Raw genomic sequence first — 17,151 nt, forward strand, 5'->3', positions numbered from 1 at the left:
CTTGTCGCTACGCCGCTGCTCATCCGCTCGTGCATGTTGCTGACCGGCCAGAGCGGCGCCGCGTCCGCACATCGATCGACCGTTGCCTATTCTGTGGCCCCGGAGTAACCTTCCCGAAACACATCAGATGTCTGGCTCGCCAAGGCCCGGCGTCGGCCTGCTCAGGCAGGGCCCGGTTGGCCCCACCAAGCGGATCCCCATGTCGAGTCCCATAGTTGTCACGCTTCGGGGTGGCCGGACTGGTCACCGTTTGGAGGATCGATGTCAGACCTGACCCGACGGCAGGCCCTCAAGATCGGCGCAGCCGGCGCGGGTGGTGCTCTCCTGCCGGTGCCCTGGACCGCCGTGGCACGAGCGGACTCGGTCGCGCCGCCGCAGGTGTTGGCCGCCGGGGACCTCGCCCTCTGGTACGACGAGGGGGCCGGGACCGACTGGCTGCGGGCGCTGCCGATCGGCAACGGCCGGCTCGGCGCCATGGTCTTCGGCAACGTCGACACGGAGCGACTTCAGCTCAATGAGGACACCGTCTGGGCCGGTGGGCCGCACGACCCCAGCAACCCCAGAGGCGCGGGAGCACTCGCGGAGATCCGGCGGCTGGTCAACGCGAACCAGTGGACCCAGGCCCAGGATCTGATCAACCAGACCATGATGGGCAACCCCGGCGGCCAGCTCGCCTACCAGACCGTCGGCAACCTGCGGCTCGCCTTCGGTTCCGCCAGCGGAGCGTCACAGTACGACCGGACGCTCGACCTCACCACCGCCACCGTGACGACGTCGTACGTGCTGAACGGCGTTCGTCACCAGCGGGAGGTGTTCGCCAGCGCGCCCGACCAGGTCATCGCGATGCGACTGACCGCCGATCGGACCGGCTCGATCAGCTTCACCGCCACCTTCGACAGCCCGCAGCGCACCACGGTGTCCAGCCCGGACGGCACCACGATCGGCCTCGACGGCGTCTCCGGAAACATGGAGGGCGTCACCGGCGCGGTCCGCTTCCTGGCCCTGGCCAACGCGACAGTCAGCGGCGGCAGCGTGTCCAGCTCCGGCGGCACCCTGCGGGTGACCAACGCCAACAGCGTGACCCTGTTGATCTCCATCGGCTCCAGCTACGTCAACTACCGCAACGTCGGCGGCGACTACCAGGGCATCGCCCGGCAGCGCCTCACCGCCGCGCGGGCCAGCAGCTACGACCAGCTGCGCAGCCGGCACGTGGCCGACTACCAGGCGCTGTTCGGCCGGGTCACTCTCGATCTGGGGCGCACGTCCGCGGCCGACCAGACGACGGATGTCCGGATCGCCCAGCACAACAGCGTCAACGACCCGCAGTTCTCCACGCTGCTGTTCCAGTACGGCCGCTACCTGCTGATCTCGTCGTCGCGGCCCGGCACCCAGCCGGCCAACCTCCAGGGCATCTGGAACGACTCGCTGGCCCCGGCGTGGGACTCGAAATACACGATCAACGCCAACCTGCCGATGAACTACTGGCCGGCCAACACCACCAACCTGGCCGAGTGCCACAACCCGGTCTTCGACATGGTCAGAGACCTCGCCGTCGCCGGAGCGCGCACCGCCCAGGTGCAGTACGGCGCCGCCAGTGGCTGGGTCACCCACCACAACACCGACGCGTGGCGGGCCACCGCTGTGGTGGACGGCGCGTTCTGGGGCATGTGGCAGACCGGCGGTGCCTGGCTGTCCACGTTGATCTGGGACCACTACCTGTTCAACGGCGACATCGAGTTCCTGCGGACGAACTACCCGGCCATGAAGGGCGCGGCGCAGTTCTTCCTCAACACCCTGGTGACCGAGCCGACCCTCGGCTACCTGGTGACCAACCCGTCGAACTCGCCGGAGCTGAGCCACCACGCGAACGCCAGCGTGTGCGCCGGCCCCACCATGGACAACCAGATCCTGCGGGACCTGTTCGACGCGTGCGCCCGGGCCAGCGAGATCCTCAACGTGGACAGCACCTTCCGGGCGCAGGTTCGCGCCACCCGGGACCGGCTCCCACCCATGAAGATCGGCTCGCGCGGCAACATCATGGAGTGGCTCTACGACTGGGTGGAGACCGAACCCAACCACCGGCACATCTCGCACCTGTACGGGCTGGCCCCCAGCAACCAGATCACCAAGCGCGGCACCCCGCAGCTGTTCGAGGCCGCCCGGCGGACCCTGGCGCTGCGCGGCGACGACGGCACAGGCTGGTCGTTGGCCTGGAAAATCAACTTCTGGGCTCGGATGGAGGAGGGCAAGCGGGCCCACGACCTGATCCGCTACCTCGCCACCACCGCGCGGCTCGCGCCCAACATGTTCGACCTGCACCCGCCGTTCCAGATCGACGGCAACTTCGGCGCCACCGCCGGCATCGCCGAGATGCTGTTGCAGAGCCACACCGGCGAGCTGCACGTCCTGCCCGCGCTGCCGCCGGCCTGGCCGAGCGGGCGGGTGACCGGCCTGCGCGGTCGGGGTGGGCACACGGTCGGCATCACCTGGGCGAGCGGTCTGGCCACCGAGATCCTCATCCGACCGGACCGGGCCGGCACCGTCCGCCTGCGCTCCCGGATCCTGACCGGCACCGTCACAGTGGTCGACACCGCCGACGGTACGGCGGCCCGGACCACCCGGATCGAGTCCGACCTGATCGACGTCACAGTGCAGGCCGGACGCACCTACCGGATCACCAGTTCCGGTGCCACCACGCCGACGCTGGAGCAGAGCTTCAGCAACGTCGGCATCACCAGCGACAGCAACACCAACGTCGGGAACTTCGACGGCGGCGGGGCCTCGCTCTCCGCGCAGGCGCTGGCGCAGGCCGGTGCCAGCCCGGGCGGCACGGTGAGCCGCAACGGGGTCAACTTCCGCTGGCCCAACGTCAGCTCCGGGGCCGCCGACAACGCCATCGCCTCGGGCCAGACCATCGGCGTGACCGGCACCGGCAGCACGCTCGGCTTCCTGCTGACCGGCACCTACGGCGCGGTGTCGGGGACCGGGACTGTGGTCTACGCCGACGGCACCCGCCAGACGTTCACGTTGAGCACGCCCGACTGGTACGGCGGGCCGCACTCCGGGGGCACCGCGGCCATCGTGTCCGCGTACCAGAACCGGCCCAACAACCAGCGCCAAGCCACCGCCGCCTGCATCTACTACGTGGGCGTCGCGTTGCAGAGCAAGGCGGTGGCCTCGGTCGTGCTGCCCAACATCAGCGCCCGGCCCGCCACGAACGTGCCGACCATGCACATCTTCGCCATCGCGATCGGGGGCTGACAGCAACGAATCCTGCTCGGGGGAGCACGACCGGGCCCGTCCCCACCAGGGACGGGCCCGGTCGCGGCTTCTCGCCCAACGAGGTGGGCCGTGCCGCGATGATCTCGGAGGTCCCGGTGTTCCGGGCGGCGACTGTGGTTCGAGGGTGGCCGGTGGTCGGGCTTGACGTCAGGTGGCGGGCAAGAGCGATCACGGCGAGGAGCGCCAGGACCGCGCATACGCCCAGCCACCCGAAATGGGCGTAGGCGCGCGCTCCGAGCCAGGAGCCGAGGCTGCCGCCGAGGTAGGCGCAGGTCATGTAGGCGGTGTTGAGTCTGCTCCGGGCTTCGGGCCGCAGGGCGTAGACGCGTACCTGGTTGGCGACCATGCCGGACTGCATCCCGACGTCGAGCAGCAACGTGCCGAGCGCCAGTGCCGCGAGGCCTCCCGCCCCGCCGAGACTAGCGAACGCGAGGACGACGGCCGAGGCGATGACCCCGAGCAGGCAGGCCAGATTCACCGCGTCGCTGCCCCTACGGTCCACCTGCCGTCCGGCGACCGGGGTGCACAGCATTGTCGCCGCGTTGACAAGTGCGAGCGTTCCGACCGCCGGTGCGCCCAAGTCGTATGTGGGACCGGTGAGCAGCAGCGCGACGGCGGTCCAGACCGCGGAGAAACCGGCGAAAACCGTCGCCTGGTAGAAGCAGGAGCGGCGCAGGTCGGCCTCGGTGCGCAGCAGTCGCAGCGACTCGGCCAGCAGCGCTGGGTATCGGTGTCCGGACGGCGGTCGTGTTGTCGGCAGTACGCGGGCCATGACCACGGCGATGAACAGCACGGACGCCGCCGCCGTCAGGTAGGGGGCCCGCCATCCGAACCAGTCGCCGATGGTGCCCGCGACGGTGCGGGACAGCAGCATGCCAGCGATGGAGCCGCTCAGCAGGGTGCCGCTGACCACGCCGCGCTGGTCGTCGGGAACGAGTCCGGCTGCCATGGGGCCGATGATCGGCGCGACAACCGTCGTGACCCCGACGAGGGCGCTCGCGCCGACGAACGGCGGCAGCGCGGGTGCGGCGCTCGCGGCGAGCAGCCCCAGCCCGGTGAGGCCGAGCAGGGTGACGATCAGCGGGCGGTGCGGGAGCCGGTCGCCGAGCGGCACCAACAGGAAGATCCCGGCGGCATAGCCGAACTGCACCGCGGTCACCACCAGGGCGGCCGAGTCAGCGCTGACGTGCAGGCTGGCGGCGACCAGCGGGCTGATCGTCTGGGGGAAGTAGATGTTTCCGACGGCGACCCCGCAGGTGAGGGCGAGGAGCACCAGCAGCCTGCGACTCATGTGCGAACCGCCTGTGCGAAAGCGTCGGTCACGTCAGTCCACCGGCCCGCCTGCGACGTAGATGACCTGGCCGGAGACGAACCCGGCTTCGGGGCTGACCAGGTACGACGCGGTGTGCGCGATGTCCTCGGGCTCGCCGACCCGGCGCACCGGGATGGTTTGCGCCACGATCCGCTGGTGCTCCTCGAAGGTGCGGCCCCGCCGCTGGGCCCCGACCCTGGTCATGTCACTGACCACGAAGCCTGGCCCGATGGCGTTTGCCGTCACGCCGTGCTGCCCGAGCCGCAGCGCGAGCGATTTGGTGAAGCCGATCAGACCGGCCTTCGCGGCGGCGTAGTCAACGCGGCCGGAATCGCCGAGCGCGGAAATGCTCGACATGTTGACGATCCGTCCCCAGCCGGCCGCCATCATGTAGGGGGTCACGGCCCGGGTGAGGAAGAACGCTCCGCGCAGGCTGACCCCGGTGACCGCGTCCCACTGCTGGGTGCTCGTCTCCTCGACGCCGGCGTTGGGGCCGCCGATGCCGGCGTTGTTGATCAGCACCGTCGGTGATCCCAACTCGGCCGCGATCCGAGTGACAGCGGCGGTCACGGCCGACTCGTCGTTGACGTCGGCGGCGAACGCCGCCGCTGTTCCGCCGTCGCGGGTGATGGCAGTCACGGTGCCTGCGCAGTCTTCCTCGACCAGGTCGACCACGGCGACCGCGAGGCCATCGCGCGCCAAACGCCTGGCCACCCCGGCGCCGATGCCCCGTGCCGCGCCCGTGACGATCGCCGTACGCCGAATGGCCTGGTCTGTCATGTTGATCTGTGTCATGCCGGATAGTCCACGGCACGTTGGCGGCGACGCCAAGCGATGTAGCCTGCAGCTTAATGATCAGCTTCATGCTCAGCGTCGAGGACCTCGCGGACACCCGCTTCGCGATCTCACCGATCTACCAGACTGTGCTCAGCCTGCGGGTATTGCGCGAGCCCGGCTTGTACGCGCTGCACCTGCCGTGGCGCAGGTCGGTTCTCGGCAGACTCGATGCGCCCGGTGCCGACCTGCTGATGTCCCTGGTCGGGCCGGACCGCGCCGTTGCGGATTTCCTGACGCCCCGGCCGACGGAGTTCGCCGAGACCTTCGAAGAAGAGTTGGCCGCAGTACGCCGGACGCCTCCGGATGTCGTTCGCCGCGACGTGTTGGCCGTGTACGTACGTGGCCGGCTTCCGGACATCTTGCAGGAGATCACCGCGGACGACGATGCTCCTGTCCTCGCACTCCGCGATGCCATCTGCGACCACCTCCAGCGTTACTGGGAGATCGCGATCAAGCCGACCTGGCCGCAGATGCGACTCGTCCTGGAAGCAGACATGACCTACCGCGCCCGACAACTGGCCGTCGGAGGCGCGCGCCTGCTCTTCGCCGACATGCACCCGAATCTGCGCTGGCAGGACGGCGTCCTGCACATCGACAAGATGATCGGCAGGCACCATGTTGCGGCAGCCGGCCGAGGACTTCTGCTGGTGCCGTCCGTGTTCTCCTACAAGCCCGCCCCGCCAGTCAGCCCGCAGGAACCGCCAGTGCTGGCATACCCCTGCCGTGGAGTAGCAACGCTCTGGGCACCGACACCGACCGCCGACACGGCCGCCGTCACATCGCTCCTCGGCGCGCCCAGAGCGCGACTGCTTCACCTCCTTGCCGAACCGCTACCGACCGTGGAGATCGCCCGCCGGCTCACCGTCACACCCAGCGCCGTGTCACAACACCTGAAGGTCCTCCACGCGACAGGCCTGATCACTCGCGCCCGCGACGGACGGCACGTGCTGTACCGGCGCAGCCCTCTTGGTGACCAGGTGGTCGGCCAGGCGGCGGAGCAGTGATCCCGGTGGACCGAGACGCTGTCCCTCGGTGATCATGCCCGCCAGCCACTTCATGCTGCCGCGACCCCAGCCCCGTCTTGAGTTAGGACCTACTCGTCTAGGGGATGCGCTCGCCGCGGCTCTCGATCCGGAAGTAGTCGAAGGCGACGTCGAGGTCGGTGGAGGTGCCGGCCCGGTTGAAGGCCAGCAGCCCGGCCTTCGTCGCCTCGACGTTGAGCGTCGTGGAGCCGATGTAGCGGTAGACGCTCCCGTCGGTGGAGTAGTAGGCGCGGTAGCTGTCCCCGATCTTGGTCAGTCGCAGCCAGATGGCGCCGTCGGCCCCGACGATGCGCTGGGCATCGGCTCCGGTGATCTCCAGGGTGGACGCCGTGCCGTTCTGTTCGCGCAGGAAGACGATCCGGGTCTTGTTGACGGCGGCGGTCGCGTTGCCCATCTCCCAGGCGAGCTTCACGTAGTTGTTGTCGTCCGCGTACCCGAGCACACCGCCCTGCTCGTTGTTGGCGGCGAGTGGGCGGGAGAAGACGATCCGGGACTCGGCCGTCCAGTCGCCGTCGACGTCCTGGAGGGCCAGGTTCCTCCCGGTGTTGGCGTTGCCCTGGAGGTCGCCCTGCTGCGCGGTGATGACCAGGGACCCGTCGGCCAGACGCCGGCTGCTCTCGTCCGGCCGGACCCACTGCCACTGCGGGCCGAGCTGAACCGAGTCGAACTCGTCGCTGCCGGTGATGGTGGTGTTCAGGTCCACGGTGTAGACCGATGAGGCTCCGCCGTTGGTGACGGTGACCCGGGTCTGCCCGGTGGGGCTGGTCGCCTGCTCGACCGCGACCGTGGCGGCGGGGTCGGCGGCGCTGGCGGTGACCGTCGGCACTGTCGTCGTGCCGGCCGGCGTGAGGGCGTTGTAGCGAAGCACCGTCGGTGCGAAGGACGCCAGCCGCCTGCCGTCGACGCGCAGGGCCGTCAGCGTCGTGTCGGGCACCAGGTTGAAGACGTAGTTCTTCACCAGGGGGCCGAAGAAACTCTCCGTCGTGACCTTGACGACCGCCTGTCCGGGTACGCCGGCCGCCTGGGAGATGATCTCGTAGCGGGCCTTCCGGTCGGCCGTCCGCACCTTCGTGATGGTCGGCGACGCGCCGGCCGGGACCGGGATGGTGTACGAGGTGTCCGACAGGTTGAAGCCGCCGAACCTCTTCCCGTTCACCACGATCGTCGCCGACAGTGGTGCGTCGTCGACCGGGATGTCCCGCCCGCTGAACTCCTTCCAGTAGTTCACCGAGGTGTCCCGCCAGTCGGCGGCGTCCGCCTCGTGCACCGCCAGCTTGGCGCGTACCTCAGCGAACCGGCGTGCGTCGATGTCAGGTTCGAGCCTGTCCCAGGTCTCCCGCATCCAGGTCACGTACTGCACGCCCATCTGGTAGCGGTAGACCAACTCGTCCCAGAACGTCCGGTCGCTGTCCATCCGATGGCCCCACGGCACGTGGTGGAACCACATCAGCAGGTTCTCCGGGACCGAGTTGATGTTCCCGTAGCGCTGCTGCAACCGGGGAAAGTACTGGGCGGCCAGGTTGCTGCCGGTGGGGGAGCGGTCGAAGCCCAGACCGACGCTGTCAGCCTTGTTGTAGTAGATCGGGCTCCAGTCGTCGCGGCCCGCCCAGTCGGCGGGGTCGGGGCGGTAGTGGACGCCCTCGGCGAACTGGTGGCCGATGCCGAGCGGCGTCTGGTAGCTGACCAGCGACTCCCACGAGCCCATCATCATCGCGTGGATGGTGTCGACGACGCGTCGGTCGTTGCTCCAGGTCATCCGCGTCCAGTCGGCCGCGATGTCCGCCGAGTCGAGCGTCCAGTCCCACGCCTGGCGTCCGAAGGCGAAGAGGTTCGCCTGGGCGAAGTGGTGCCCGGTCAGGTTGTCCGCGTTGCCGAGGTTGGCGACACCCACGATGGCGGTGTCCGGGTGGTGCTGGGCGGTCCCGTCGACGATGTTGCCGACCAGGCGCTTCTTGAGCAGCTTCCCGTTCGCGTCGGTCGCGTACGTGTCGGTCTTGAGGATCTCCTCGTACATCGGGCCGAGGTAGGCCAGCATCCAGTTCTGGCCGGTGTACTCCTGGGTGATCTGGAGTTCCAGGGCCTGGTTGGTGTTCTCCATCCGGCCGAACATCGGGTGGATGGGCTCCCGGGCCTGGAAGTCCAGTGGCCCGTTCTTGGTCTGGAGGAACACGTTGTCGGCGAAGCGTCCCCGGCTGCCGTCCGGCTGGACCTCGTCGTCGATCGGCCCGAACTCCAGGTAGGCCCGCTTGAGCCGGTCGTTGTCGACCTCGGCGTTGTAGACGAACGTCCGCCAGTGCACTGTCATCCCGAGCGGCGCCACAGCGGCGGCGATGGCGTTGGCGCCGTCACCGTGGTCGTACCCGAAGTCCTGTGGCCCCGGCTGGCCCTCGGAGTTGGCCTTGACGGTGAGGCCCATGAAGTCCGGGATCGCGGCCTGGATCTGCTGGGCCCGGCGGTGCCACCAGCCCCGGAAATCTGCGCCGTACGGATCGAGTTGGCTGTTGGTCAGCGTGTCCGGCGCGAACCGGCTGTCGGTGGGCGCGGTGTAGCGGATCGACAGGCCCAGCCTGATGCCGTACGGACGCAGCGCGTCGGCGAGGGCGGCCTCCTGCGCGATGCGGGTGCTCGTCAGGTACGCGTTGTCGGCATTGACGTTGTTGATGGTGATGCCGTTGATGCCCAGCGACGCCAACGCGCGGGCCATGACGAGGTAGCGGTCGAGAATGACGGGCAGATTCCGGCCGGCGCTGGCGCCGGTGGCGGCGAAGTTGAAGATCGCCCCGCTCTCCCCGTTCAGCCCGCCGATTCCGGAGGCGTTGTTGCCCGCGTAGAGACGCTCGGTCTCCCAGTTGTTCAGCAACCGATGCTTGATCTTCGGTGACTCCGCGACGCGGAGGTGGTCGATGGGTTTCTGGGTCTGCAGCAGCCGCAGGAAGGCGAAGGTGCCGTACAGCGCGCCGAGGTCGGTGTTGCCGGCGATGACGGTGAAGCGTGCCCCGCCCTTCGACACCGACCGGACGAGGTAGCCCTCGTCGCCCACTTTGGCCAGGTCGCGGGTGGCGATGGTGCGGCCCACCAGCGGCGAACTCGTCGGCGTGCCCACCACGACCGCGCCGTCGGGGACCGTGCCGCCGTCGACGGTCGCCACGGGTGTCGGTTGGCCGAGCAGCCCGCCCAGACCGCGGACCAGTTCGTCCCGGGCGGCGCCCAGCGTGGTCTCGACGAGCTTCTCGCTCGAATCGGGGGCCATGGCGAGGTCGGTCGTGTGCCGGTGGACCTTCGTGGCGTCGGCGTTCTCGACCACGACCGCCGTGGCCGCGCGGCGGTAGTCACGCAGCAGCTTCGCGTCGTCGACCGGCACGTACCGCAGCCACAGGTCGGAGCCGTTGTAGTCGTCCGGCGACGGGGCCGCGGCGACCGGCGTGGTGGTGGCGACAGTGAGGGTGGCCGCGACGGTGGCCAGTGCCGTGCCCAGCACGATGAGGGTTCGCCGTAGCCGGGGCACCGAAGCTCGGTTCATCACCATCTCCTCGTTCGTTCACTGGGGACGCCGTTCGGCCCGTCCCGCGAGCGCAACGACGTTGCTGGATGGATGCGCGTCGATCCTTCCCGGCGTGGCTCCACCCGGGCAACGAGTTGTCGTTTCTTGTCGCGGGGCCGCTCGGCCCTCACGGCAGGTGGGCCGCCGGGCCGGGAACGGGCCGCTGCCGCACCCACGCCGGTCGGGCCCGACCGGGGCTCGGGTTGCGCACGGCCGTCGAGTCGCGGACCACGAGGCGTACCGGCAGGACCATCGGCCGGCCGGTGTGCCCGGGCGCCCCCTCGATCATCGTGAGCAGGTGCCGGGTAGCGGCCGAGCCTTCCGCGTAGAGCGGTGCCGCGACGGTGGTGAGCCCGGGCGTGACGATGTCGGCGGCGAGGATGTTGTCGAAGCCCACGACGCTGACGTCGCCCGGAACGTTGACGCCCATCCGGCTGAGACCGCGGATGATCCCGATGGCCATCTGGTCGTTGAAGGCCAGGACCGCCGTCGCGGGACGCGCGCACAGCTCCTGCGCGGCCCGCTCACCGCCCGCCAGGGTGGGGCTGAACGGCCCGATCTGGCGGACCTTGATCTCCAGCTCCATGCCCGCCTCGAGCAGCGAGCGCCAGCGCACACCATTGGGCCAGGACGCCTGCGGCCCCGCGACGTAGGTGATGTGGTCGTGCCCCAACTCGCCGAGGTGTTCGGCGGCCCGCCGCACCCCACGAGGGTCGTCCGTGACGACGCACGGCACGTCGGCGAGAGCGCGGTTGAGGACCACCACCGGCCGCTGCTTGGCGACCATCCGGATGGCCGAGTCGGACATCCGGCTGCTGGCCAGCACGATGCCGTCGACTGTCGACATGGTGCGTTCGACCGCCGCCCGTTCCAGCCGGTCGGACTCCTGGGCGTCGATCAGCACTGTGGTGTATTCGCCGTCGGCCGCCACCTCCTGCGCGCCGCGCACGATCTCGGCGTACACCGGGTTGGTGATGTCGGCGATGACCAGCGCGATCATCTGCGTACGGGATGTGGTGAGGGCGCGAGCGAGGGGGTTGGTCCGGTAGCCCAACCGCTCGGCGACCCGCCGGATCCGTTCGGCGGTCTCGGAATTGACGCGACTCGGTCGGGAGAAGGCGCGGGACACCGTGGACGGTGAGACGTCCGCCTCATGGGCGACGTCGTAGATCGTGACTCGCTGTCCCGGCGGCCTGATGTGGTCGGGCATCTGCATGCTCCTCCCGGCTACGCGCCGTGATCATGGTATGGCGGCAGTGAATACTCGGCAATGCCCCCGCAACAATCCAGCAGCCCGATCACATTCGCGCGAGGCAATACATGGCAACCCGTTGCCGCCGCGGCGCGCCGGCTGCCTCAATCAGCAGTGATGACACCTGGCGGAGGGAACGGCTCATGGGTATCTCGCGGCGCGGCGCTCTCCTGGTCACGGCATCGTCGCTCCTGGTGGGCACTGTCGGGTGTGGGGCACCCGAGGCCCCCGGCGACAACACTGGCGACAGCACCGGTGAGGTGCCACAGCGGCCCGGTAAGGCCGTCACGCTCAACGTCCTCGACGTGGCGGGCAACCTCCAGCTGACCCAGGGGATGATCGACGAGTTCGTCTCGAAGAACCCCGACGTGATCTCCCGGGTGACCTATTCGAAGGCGCCGGCGCCCGAGCTGGCCGGGAAGATCAAGGCCCAGCAGGGGGCGGACCGGGTGGACATCGGTCTCGTGCTGACCGGCGTCGACGGCCTGGCCGCCGGGATAGAGCAGGGGCTCTGGATCGACGTGTTGCCGACCTTCCAGGACCGTCTCGGCGGCATGAGCAACTACCTGGAGCCGGCCGCCGCGATGCAGAAGCTCGCCGGCAACGCGGGCGTCACCGTCACCTACTACCCGTCCGGTCCGCTGCTCGAATATCTGCCGTCGCGCCTGGCGACGCCACCCACCAGCGCGGACGCACTGCTCGCCTGGGCCAGAGCCAACCCACGCAAATTCCAGTACGCCCGCCCGGCCAACTCCGGCCCGGGCCGGACGTTCCTGATGGGTCTGCCCTACATCCTGGGCGACTCGAACCCCAAGGACCCCACCGCGGGCTGGGACAAGACGTGGGCCTTCCTCAAGGAGTTGGGCCAGTACGTCGACTACTACCCGTCCGGCACCACCGAGACGATGAAGAACCTCGCCAACGGCACCGCGCACCTGATCGTCAGCACAACCGGTTGGGACATCAACCCGCGGGTGCTCGGCACGGTGCCTAAGGAGGCCAGGATCACCCCGATCGACGGCTTCCACTGGGTCACCGACGCGCACTACGCCGTCCTGCCCAAGGGCGTGTCGACCGACACCCAGGCCGCCGTGCTGGCCCTGCTGGCGTTCATGCTCACCCCTGAACAGCAGGCGAAGGCGTATGACGAGGGTTACTTCTACCCGGGCCCGGCGATCAAGGAGGTCCAGCTCTCGTCGGCGCCGCAGAAGAGCCAGGACGCGATCCGGGAGTTCGGTCGCCCCGAGTACGACGCGCTGATCGCCGGAAACCCGACCGAGGTCCCGCTCGACGCGAAGAGCCTGGTGGCGGCGTTCAGCCGCTGGGACCGCGAGATCGGCGGCGGCAAGGTCAAGCAGGGATGAGCGCCTTCACCCAGCTGCGGCTGGACGGGGTGTCCCGCCGGTTCGGTGGCCAGGCCGCGCTCACCGAGCTGGACCTGACGATCGAGGCGGGGGAGTTCATCGCCCTGCTCGGCCCGTCCGGCTGCGGCAAGTCGACGGCGTTGAACTGCCTGGCCGGGCTGCTGCCGTTGACGCAGGGGAGCATCTGGCAGGACGAGCGCCGTATCGACACGCTCCCACCGGAGCGGCGCGGCTTCGGCATGGTGTTCCAGAGCTACGCCCTCTTTCCGCACCTGACGGTCCGGGCGAACATCGCCTTCGGACTGCGCATGCGGCGGCTGCCCAAGGAGGAGACGCGCCGGCGTACGGCGGAGGCGGTGCGGCTGGTGCGACTGGAGGACCACGTCGACAAGCTGCCCGGCCAGCTCTCGGGTGGCCAGCAGCAACGCGTCGCCATCGCCCGTGCCGTCGTGTTCGAGCCGTCCCTGGTGTTGATGGACGAGCCGTTGAGCAACCTCGACGCCAAACTGCGCCTGGAGATGCGGACCGAGATCCGCCGGCTGCACCAGTCGTTGGGGCTCACCACCGTCTACGTGACCCACGACCAGGAGGAGGCGCTGTCCCTGGCCGACCGACTGGTGGTGCTGCGGGAGGGGCGGGTGCAGCAGATCGGCTCGCCGCGTGAGCTGCACACCCGACCGGCGAACTGGCACGTCGCCGACTTCATGGGCTACCGCAACCTGTGGCGGGGGCGGGTGGAGCAGTCCGAAGGCACCCGGGCCACCGTCGAGTCGTCCGGTCATCGCCTGCTCGGTGAGGTGGTGGGGGGCCTCCAGCCAGGGGCGGAGGCGGTGGTCGCGGTACGCCCCGAGGACATCCGCGTCGACGGGCCCGGCGAGACCCGCAACGCCATGTCGGCGACGGTCGAGGTGGTGGAGTACCAGGGGCGCGAGTTGGCGGCCGAGGCCCGTACCGACACCGGACTGCTGCTGCACCTGCGGACCGAGCAGCGGATCGCGCCCGGCGACCAGGTCAAGCTCGCCGTCGACCCGCAGCGGCTGCTCGTCTATCCCGCCGACGCGTCGACGCAACCCGACCGCCTCGCGGACGCTCCGGGGGCGACGCGGTGAGCGGCGTGGGGCCCGGGAGGCCGCTGGCGCACTGGCAGCACCGTCTCGCCGAGCGGGGCGTCGATCGTCAGCTCTGGTTGCTGGTCCCGGCCCTGGTCTTCGTCATCGCCCTGTTCCTCTACCCGTTCTTCTACGGCCTGACGCTCTCGTTCCAGCCGACCACTGGCGGGCCGTTCAGCGACTACGCCCGGTTCTTCTCCGACTCCTACGAGCGCGGCACGATCTGGATCACGCTGCGGATCGCGTTGCCCGCCGCGCTCCTGAACGTCCTCGCGGCGGTGCCGATCGCCTACCGGATGCGCGGCCGGTTCCGGGGCAAACGGCTGGTCACCACGCTGCTGGTCGTGCCGATCACACTCGGCACGGTCCTCACCGCACAGGGGTTGCTGAACTTCCTCGGCCCCACCGGCTGGTTCAACCGGATCCTGCTGGCCACCCATCTCGTCGACGAGCCGGTGCGGCTGACCCACAACTACTGGGGCGTGTTCTTCTCCCTGGTGATCACCGGCTTTCCGTTCGCGTTCCTGCTGGTGCTCTCGTACCTGTCCGGCATCGACCCGACCCTGGAACGAGCGGCCGCGACGCTGGGCGCGGACTGGCGTCGTCGGTTCACCCGGATCACCCTGCCGCTGCTGATGCCCGGCCTCGCCACGACCTTCTGCCTGACGTTCGTCCTGGCGTTCAGTGTGTTCCCGTCGGCAGTCCTGGTCGGCAACCCGGCCGGGGAGACCCGGGTCATCTCCCTCGCCGCCTACCAGGCGGCCTACGAGCAGTACGACTACCCGTACGCGTCGGCGATCGCCATGATCATGGGCTTCGTCGAGCTGGTCATCATCGCTGTGGTGCTGGCCGCTCGTAGCCGCTTCTACACCGGCTCCAGCGGAGGCAAGGGCTGATGGCAACGACCACCCAGGCCCCACCAGCGCGGCCCCCCGCCACCAGCACCGACCGGCGGCGGCGCATCGCCGCGCGCCCGGCCGCCTGGATCGTGTGGGGCGTCGTCATCTTCTTCTTCCTCAACCTGCTGGGCGTCGTGGCGTCCGTGCTGGTCAGCTCGTTCGGCCAGCGCTGGTTCGACACCTGGCTCCCGGACGGCTACACCACCAGCTGGTACGCCCGAGCCTGGGACGAGTTCGCGCTCCTCCAGGTCATCGTCGTGACACTGGAGGTCTCCGTACTCGTCGTGGGCCTCTCGCTGGTGATCGGCGTGCCGGCCGCCTACGCCCTCGCGCGGCGCTCGTTCCCGGGCAAACGGCTGATCTTCCTGGTGTTCCTGCTGCCCATTCTGATGCCCCCGATCACGTACGGCATCCCGCTGGCGACCGTCCTCTACAAGTTCGGCCTGGCCGGGCACATGTCCGGGGTGGTGCTCGCCAACCTCGTGCCGTCGGTGCCCTTCGTCATCCTGACCATGACCCCGTTCATCGAGCAGATCGACCCGAGGATCGAGAGCGCCGCGCGCATGTGCGGCGCGGGCCTGCGGACGGTGTTCCTCCGGGTCCTCACGCCGCTGCTCGTGCCGGGCATCCTCGCCTCCGCGATCCTCGTGCTGGTCCGGACCGTGGGCATGTTCGAGCTCACCTTCCTGACCGCGGGACCGGACTCGCAGACCCTGGTGGTGGCGCTCTACTACTCGATGTCCGCATCCGGGATCAGGGCACAACAGTCGGTCGACGCCATGGCGGTCATCTACACCTCGATGATGCTGGTCCTCCTCGTCGTCGCGCTGCGCTACGTCAACCCGACCCAGCTGGTGGCCCAGGTCAAGGACGAGCCGGAGCACTGAGGCCGGTGCTGGCGTCGAGGATCTCGCCCAGGCGACCCGCGACAGTGAGGAGCGCGGGCAGCCTCGTCCGCAGACCGCGGTAGGCCGCGGCGAGAGCCGGGTCCACAGCGACGGGCTCGCCGCCGGCGACCCCGGGATCGAGCTGGGTGAGCGCCTCCTGAAGATCGGCGGTGTGCCCGATCGCGAAGAGCCCGAGGGTCGCCGCGCCGAGGGTGACATGGTCGGCCACACCCGTGACGCGGACCGGGCAGTCCAGCACCGCCGCCATCACCTCGCGCCACAGCGGCGACCCGAAGGCGCCGCCGGTCAGGCGGACGCTGTCGATCGGCGTCAGCTCGGCCAGCCGGTCACGGACACCAGCGAGTTGCAGGCAGACGCCCTCCACGGCGGCCCGGACCAGGTGGCCGCGCGAGTGCTCGCTGCGCAGACCCAGGAACGCGCCCGGCGGGGCACAGCCCTGCGGCGGGGCCTCGTCGGCCCGCAGGTAGGGCAGCATCACGAGACCGTCGCTGCCCGGTGCGATCCGCTCGGCGAGATCCAGGAGAGCGGGCGCGGCACTGTCGTCACCGAGGACGCGTCCCGTCCACCGCACGACGTTGCCGCCGTTGCTGAGCGCGCCGCCGACAACCCAGGCGTCGTCGGTCAGCGCACCGCAGGAGAACGTCTCCGCCGGGTCGGTGAGGGGAGCCTCGACGACCGTCCGCAGGGCCCCGGTGGCCCCGAGCGTCAGGCCACCGACGGTGGGGTCGATCGCCGCCGCGCCCAGACTCCGCAACGGACCGTCCCCCGCGCCGACGACCACCGGTGTGCCGGAGGGCAGGCCGACCGCGCGCCCGGCCGTCGGCGACAACCGCAACACCGCAGTCGTGGGCAGCACCGGGGGCAGCTGACTCTCGGACACCCCGGCAAGATCGAGTACGGCGGGACTCCACAGTCGACGGTGCACGTCGAACATCCCGGTGCCGGATGCCGAGGACAGCTCGGTCACCAACATCCCGGTGAGCCGATGGACCACGTAGTCCTTGAGGCCGATCCACCACCGCGTCGCCGTGCAGAGGTACGGCTCATGGCGGGCGAACCACAGGAGCTTGCAGAGCGGGTTCATCGAATGCACGGGTGTGCCCGTCAACCGGTGCAGCTCCCGGCTCTGGCCGGACAACCGCAACTCACGGGCCGCCTCCGACGACCGCGTGTCGCGCCGGGTCAGCAGCGGCGTCACCGGCGTCATGGCCGTGTCCAGCCCGATCAGGCCGTACCTGGCCGAGCTCAGCGCGACGGCGACCACCTCCGCCCCGGCGGTGCCGGCCACACACGCGGACATCGCCGCCACGGTGGCCGCCATCAGCACGTCGGGCTCCTGTACCTGCCAGCCCGGCATCGGCTCACGCAGCGGGTACTCCCGCGTCGCGACGTGTCGTGCGGTGCCGTCCAACGCGAACGCGACAGCCCGCACGGCAGTGGTGCCCACGTCGACACCGACGATCACCCGACGCTCCGGCCCCATCCGCACATGGTCGAGCGGTGTTCGGCGGGCCGGCAAGCGGTTGCGCGCAGTTGTCGTCACGGCGGCGCGTAGCCCACCCGTTGCCTGGAATACCGGGCATCGCCGACGCGAGTGGTGACAG

Annotated in this window: 11 protein-coding genes; 6 read left to right on the forward strand and 5 right to left on the reverse strand. The window is 69.7% G+C overall.

From position 1 onward, the window contains the following. Positions 1 to 261: 261 nt before the first annotated feature. On the forward strand, positions 262 to 3,261 hold the full coding sequence (locus MED15_RS19310; RefSeq protein ID WP_112736499.1) for a glycoside hydrolase family 95 protein: 3,000 nt from the start codon (positions 262 to 264) through the stop codon (positions 3,259 to 3,261). Here the strand turns inward: MED15_RS19310 and MED15_RS19315 are convergent. Together MED15_RS19315 and MED15_RS19320 are read right to left on the reverse strand one after the other, a co-directional pair. After that, a complete protein-coding gene (locus tag MED15_RS19315; protein WP_244220509.1) occupies positions 3,197 to 4,573 on the reverse strand; it encodes an MFS transporter in 1,377 nt (458 codons plus the stop codon). The two genes, MED15_RS19310 and MED15_RS19315, sit on opposite strands and share 65 nt — an antisense overlap. Positions 4,574 to 4,606: 33 nt before the next feature. Further along, complete coding sequence (locus MED15_RS19320; protein WP_112736501.1) at positions 4,607 to 5,389, reverse strand: SDR family NAD(P)-dependent oxidoreductase; 783 nt, start codon at positions 5,387 to 5,389, stop codon at positions 4,607 to 4,609. Between the two features lie 20 nt (positions 5,390 to 5,409). Between MED15_RS19320 and MED15_RS19325 the strand changes: the two genes are divergently transcribed. Next, on the forward strand, positions 5,410 to 6,435 hold the full coding sequence (locus MED15_RS19325) for an ArsR/SmtB family transcription factor (protein ID WP_244220510.1): 1,026 nt from the start codon (positions 5,410 to 5,412) through the stop codon (positions 6,433 to 6,435). A gap of 97 nt (positions 6,436 to 6,532) precedes the next feature. Here the strand turns inward: MED15_RS19325 and MED15_RS19330 are convergent, their stop codons facing one another. After that, positions 6,533 to 9,994, reverse strand: a complete 3,462-nt coding sequence (locus MED15_RS19330; protein WP_112736574.1) for an alpha-glucuronidase family glycosyl hydrolase — start codon at positions 9,992 to 9,994, stop codon at positions 6,533 to 6,535. Between the two features lie 148 nt (positions 9,995 to 10,142). Next, positions 10,143 to 11,225 carry a LacI family DNA-binding transcriptional regulator gene (locus MED15_RS19335; RefSeq protein WP_112584532.1) on the reverse strand — a complete coding sequence of 361 codons (1,083 nt, stop codon included), beginning with the start codon at positions 11,223 to 11,225 and terminating at the stop codon, positions 10,143 to 10,145. Positions 11,226 to 11,410: 185 nt separating this feature from the next. Between MED15_RS19335 and MED15_RS19340 the strand changes: the two genes are divergently transcribed. Genes MED15_RS19340 through MED15_RS19355 form a run of 4 tightly spaced genes read left to right on the forward strand, consistent with a single transcriptional unit; the run spans position 11,411 to position 15,526 of the window. After that, a complete protein-coding gene (locus MED15_RS19340) occupies positions 11,411 to 12,631 on the forward strand; it encodes an ABC transporter substrate-binding protein (protein ID WP_112584430.1) in 1,221 nt (406 codons plus the stop codon). Further along, complete coding sequence (locus MED15_RS19345; protein ID WP_112736503.1) at positions 12,628 to 13,740, forward strand: ABC transporter ATP-binding protein; 1,113 nt, start codon at positions 12,628 to 12,630, stop codon at positions 13,738 to 13,740. Before MED15_RS19340 ends, MED15_RS19345 begins: the two co-directional genes overlap by 4 nt. 5 nt (positions 13,741 to 13,745) lie before the next feature. After that, on the forward strand, positions 13,746 to 14,636 hold the full coding sequence (locus tag MED15_RS19350; RefSeq protein WP_167457684.1) for an ABC transporter permease: 891 nt from the start codon (positions 13,746 to 13,748) through the stop codon (positions 14,634 to 14,636). Then, positions 14,636 to 15,526, forward strand: coding sequence for an ABC transporter permease (locus tag MED15_RS19355; protein ID WP_091406994.1), 891 nt, complete (start codon positions 14,636 to 14,638; stop codon positions 15,524 to 15,526). Before MED15_RS19350 ends, MED15_RS19355 begins: the two co-directional genes overlap by 1 nt. Here MED15_RS19355 and MED15_RS19360 read toward each other — a convergent pair. Then, a complete protein-coding gene (locus MED15_RS19360; RefSeq protein WP_112736505.1) occupies positions 15,504 to 17,030 on the reverse strand; it encodes a gluconokinase in 1,527 nt (508 codons plus the stop codon). The two genes, MED15_RS19355 and MED15_RS19360, sit on opposite strands and share 23 nt — an antisense overlap. Positions 17,031 to 17,151: the final 121 nt, after the last annotated feature.

Origin of the sequence: Micromonospora noduli (assembly GCF_003264475.1) — a bacterium.
GTDB lineage: Bacteria > Actinomycetota > Actinomycetes > Mycobacteriales > Micromonosporaceae > Micromonospora > Micromonospora noduli.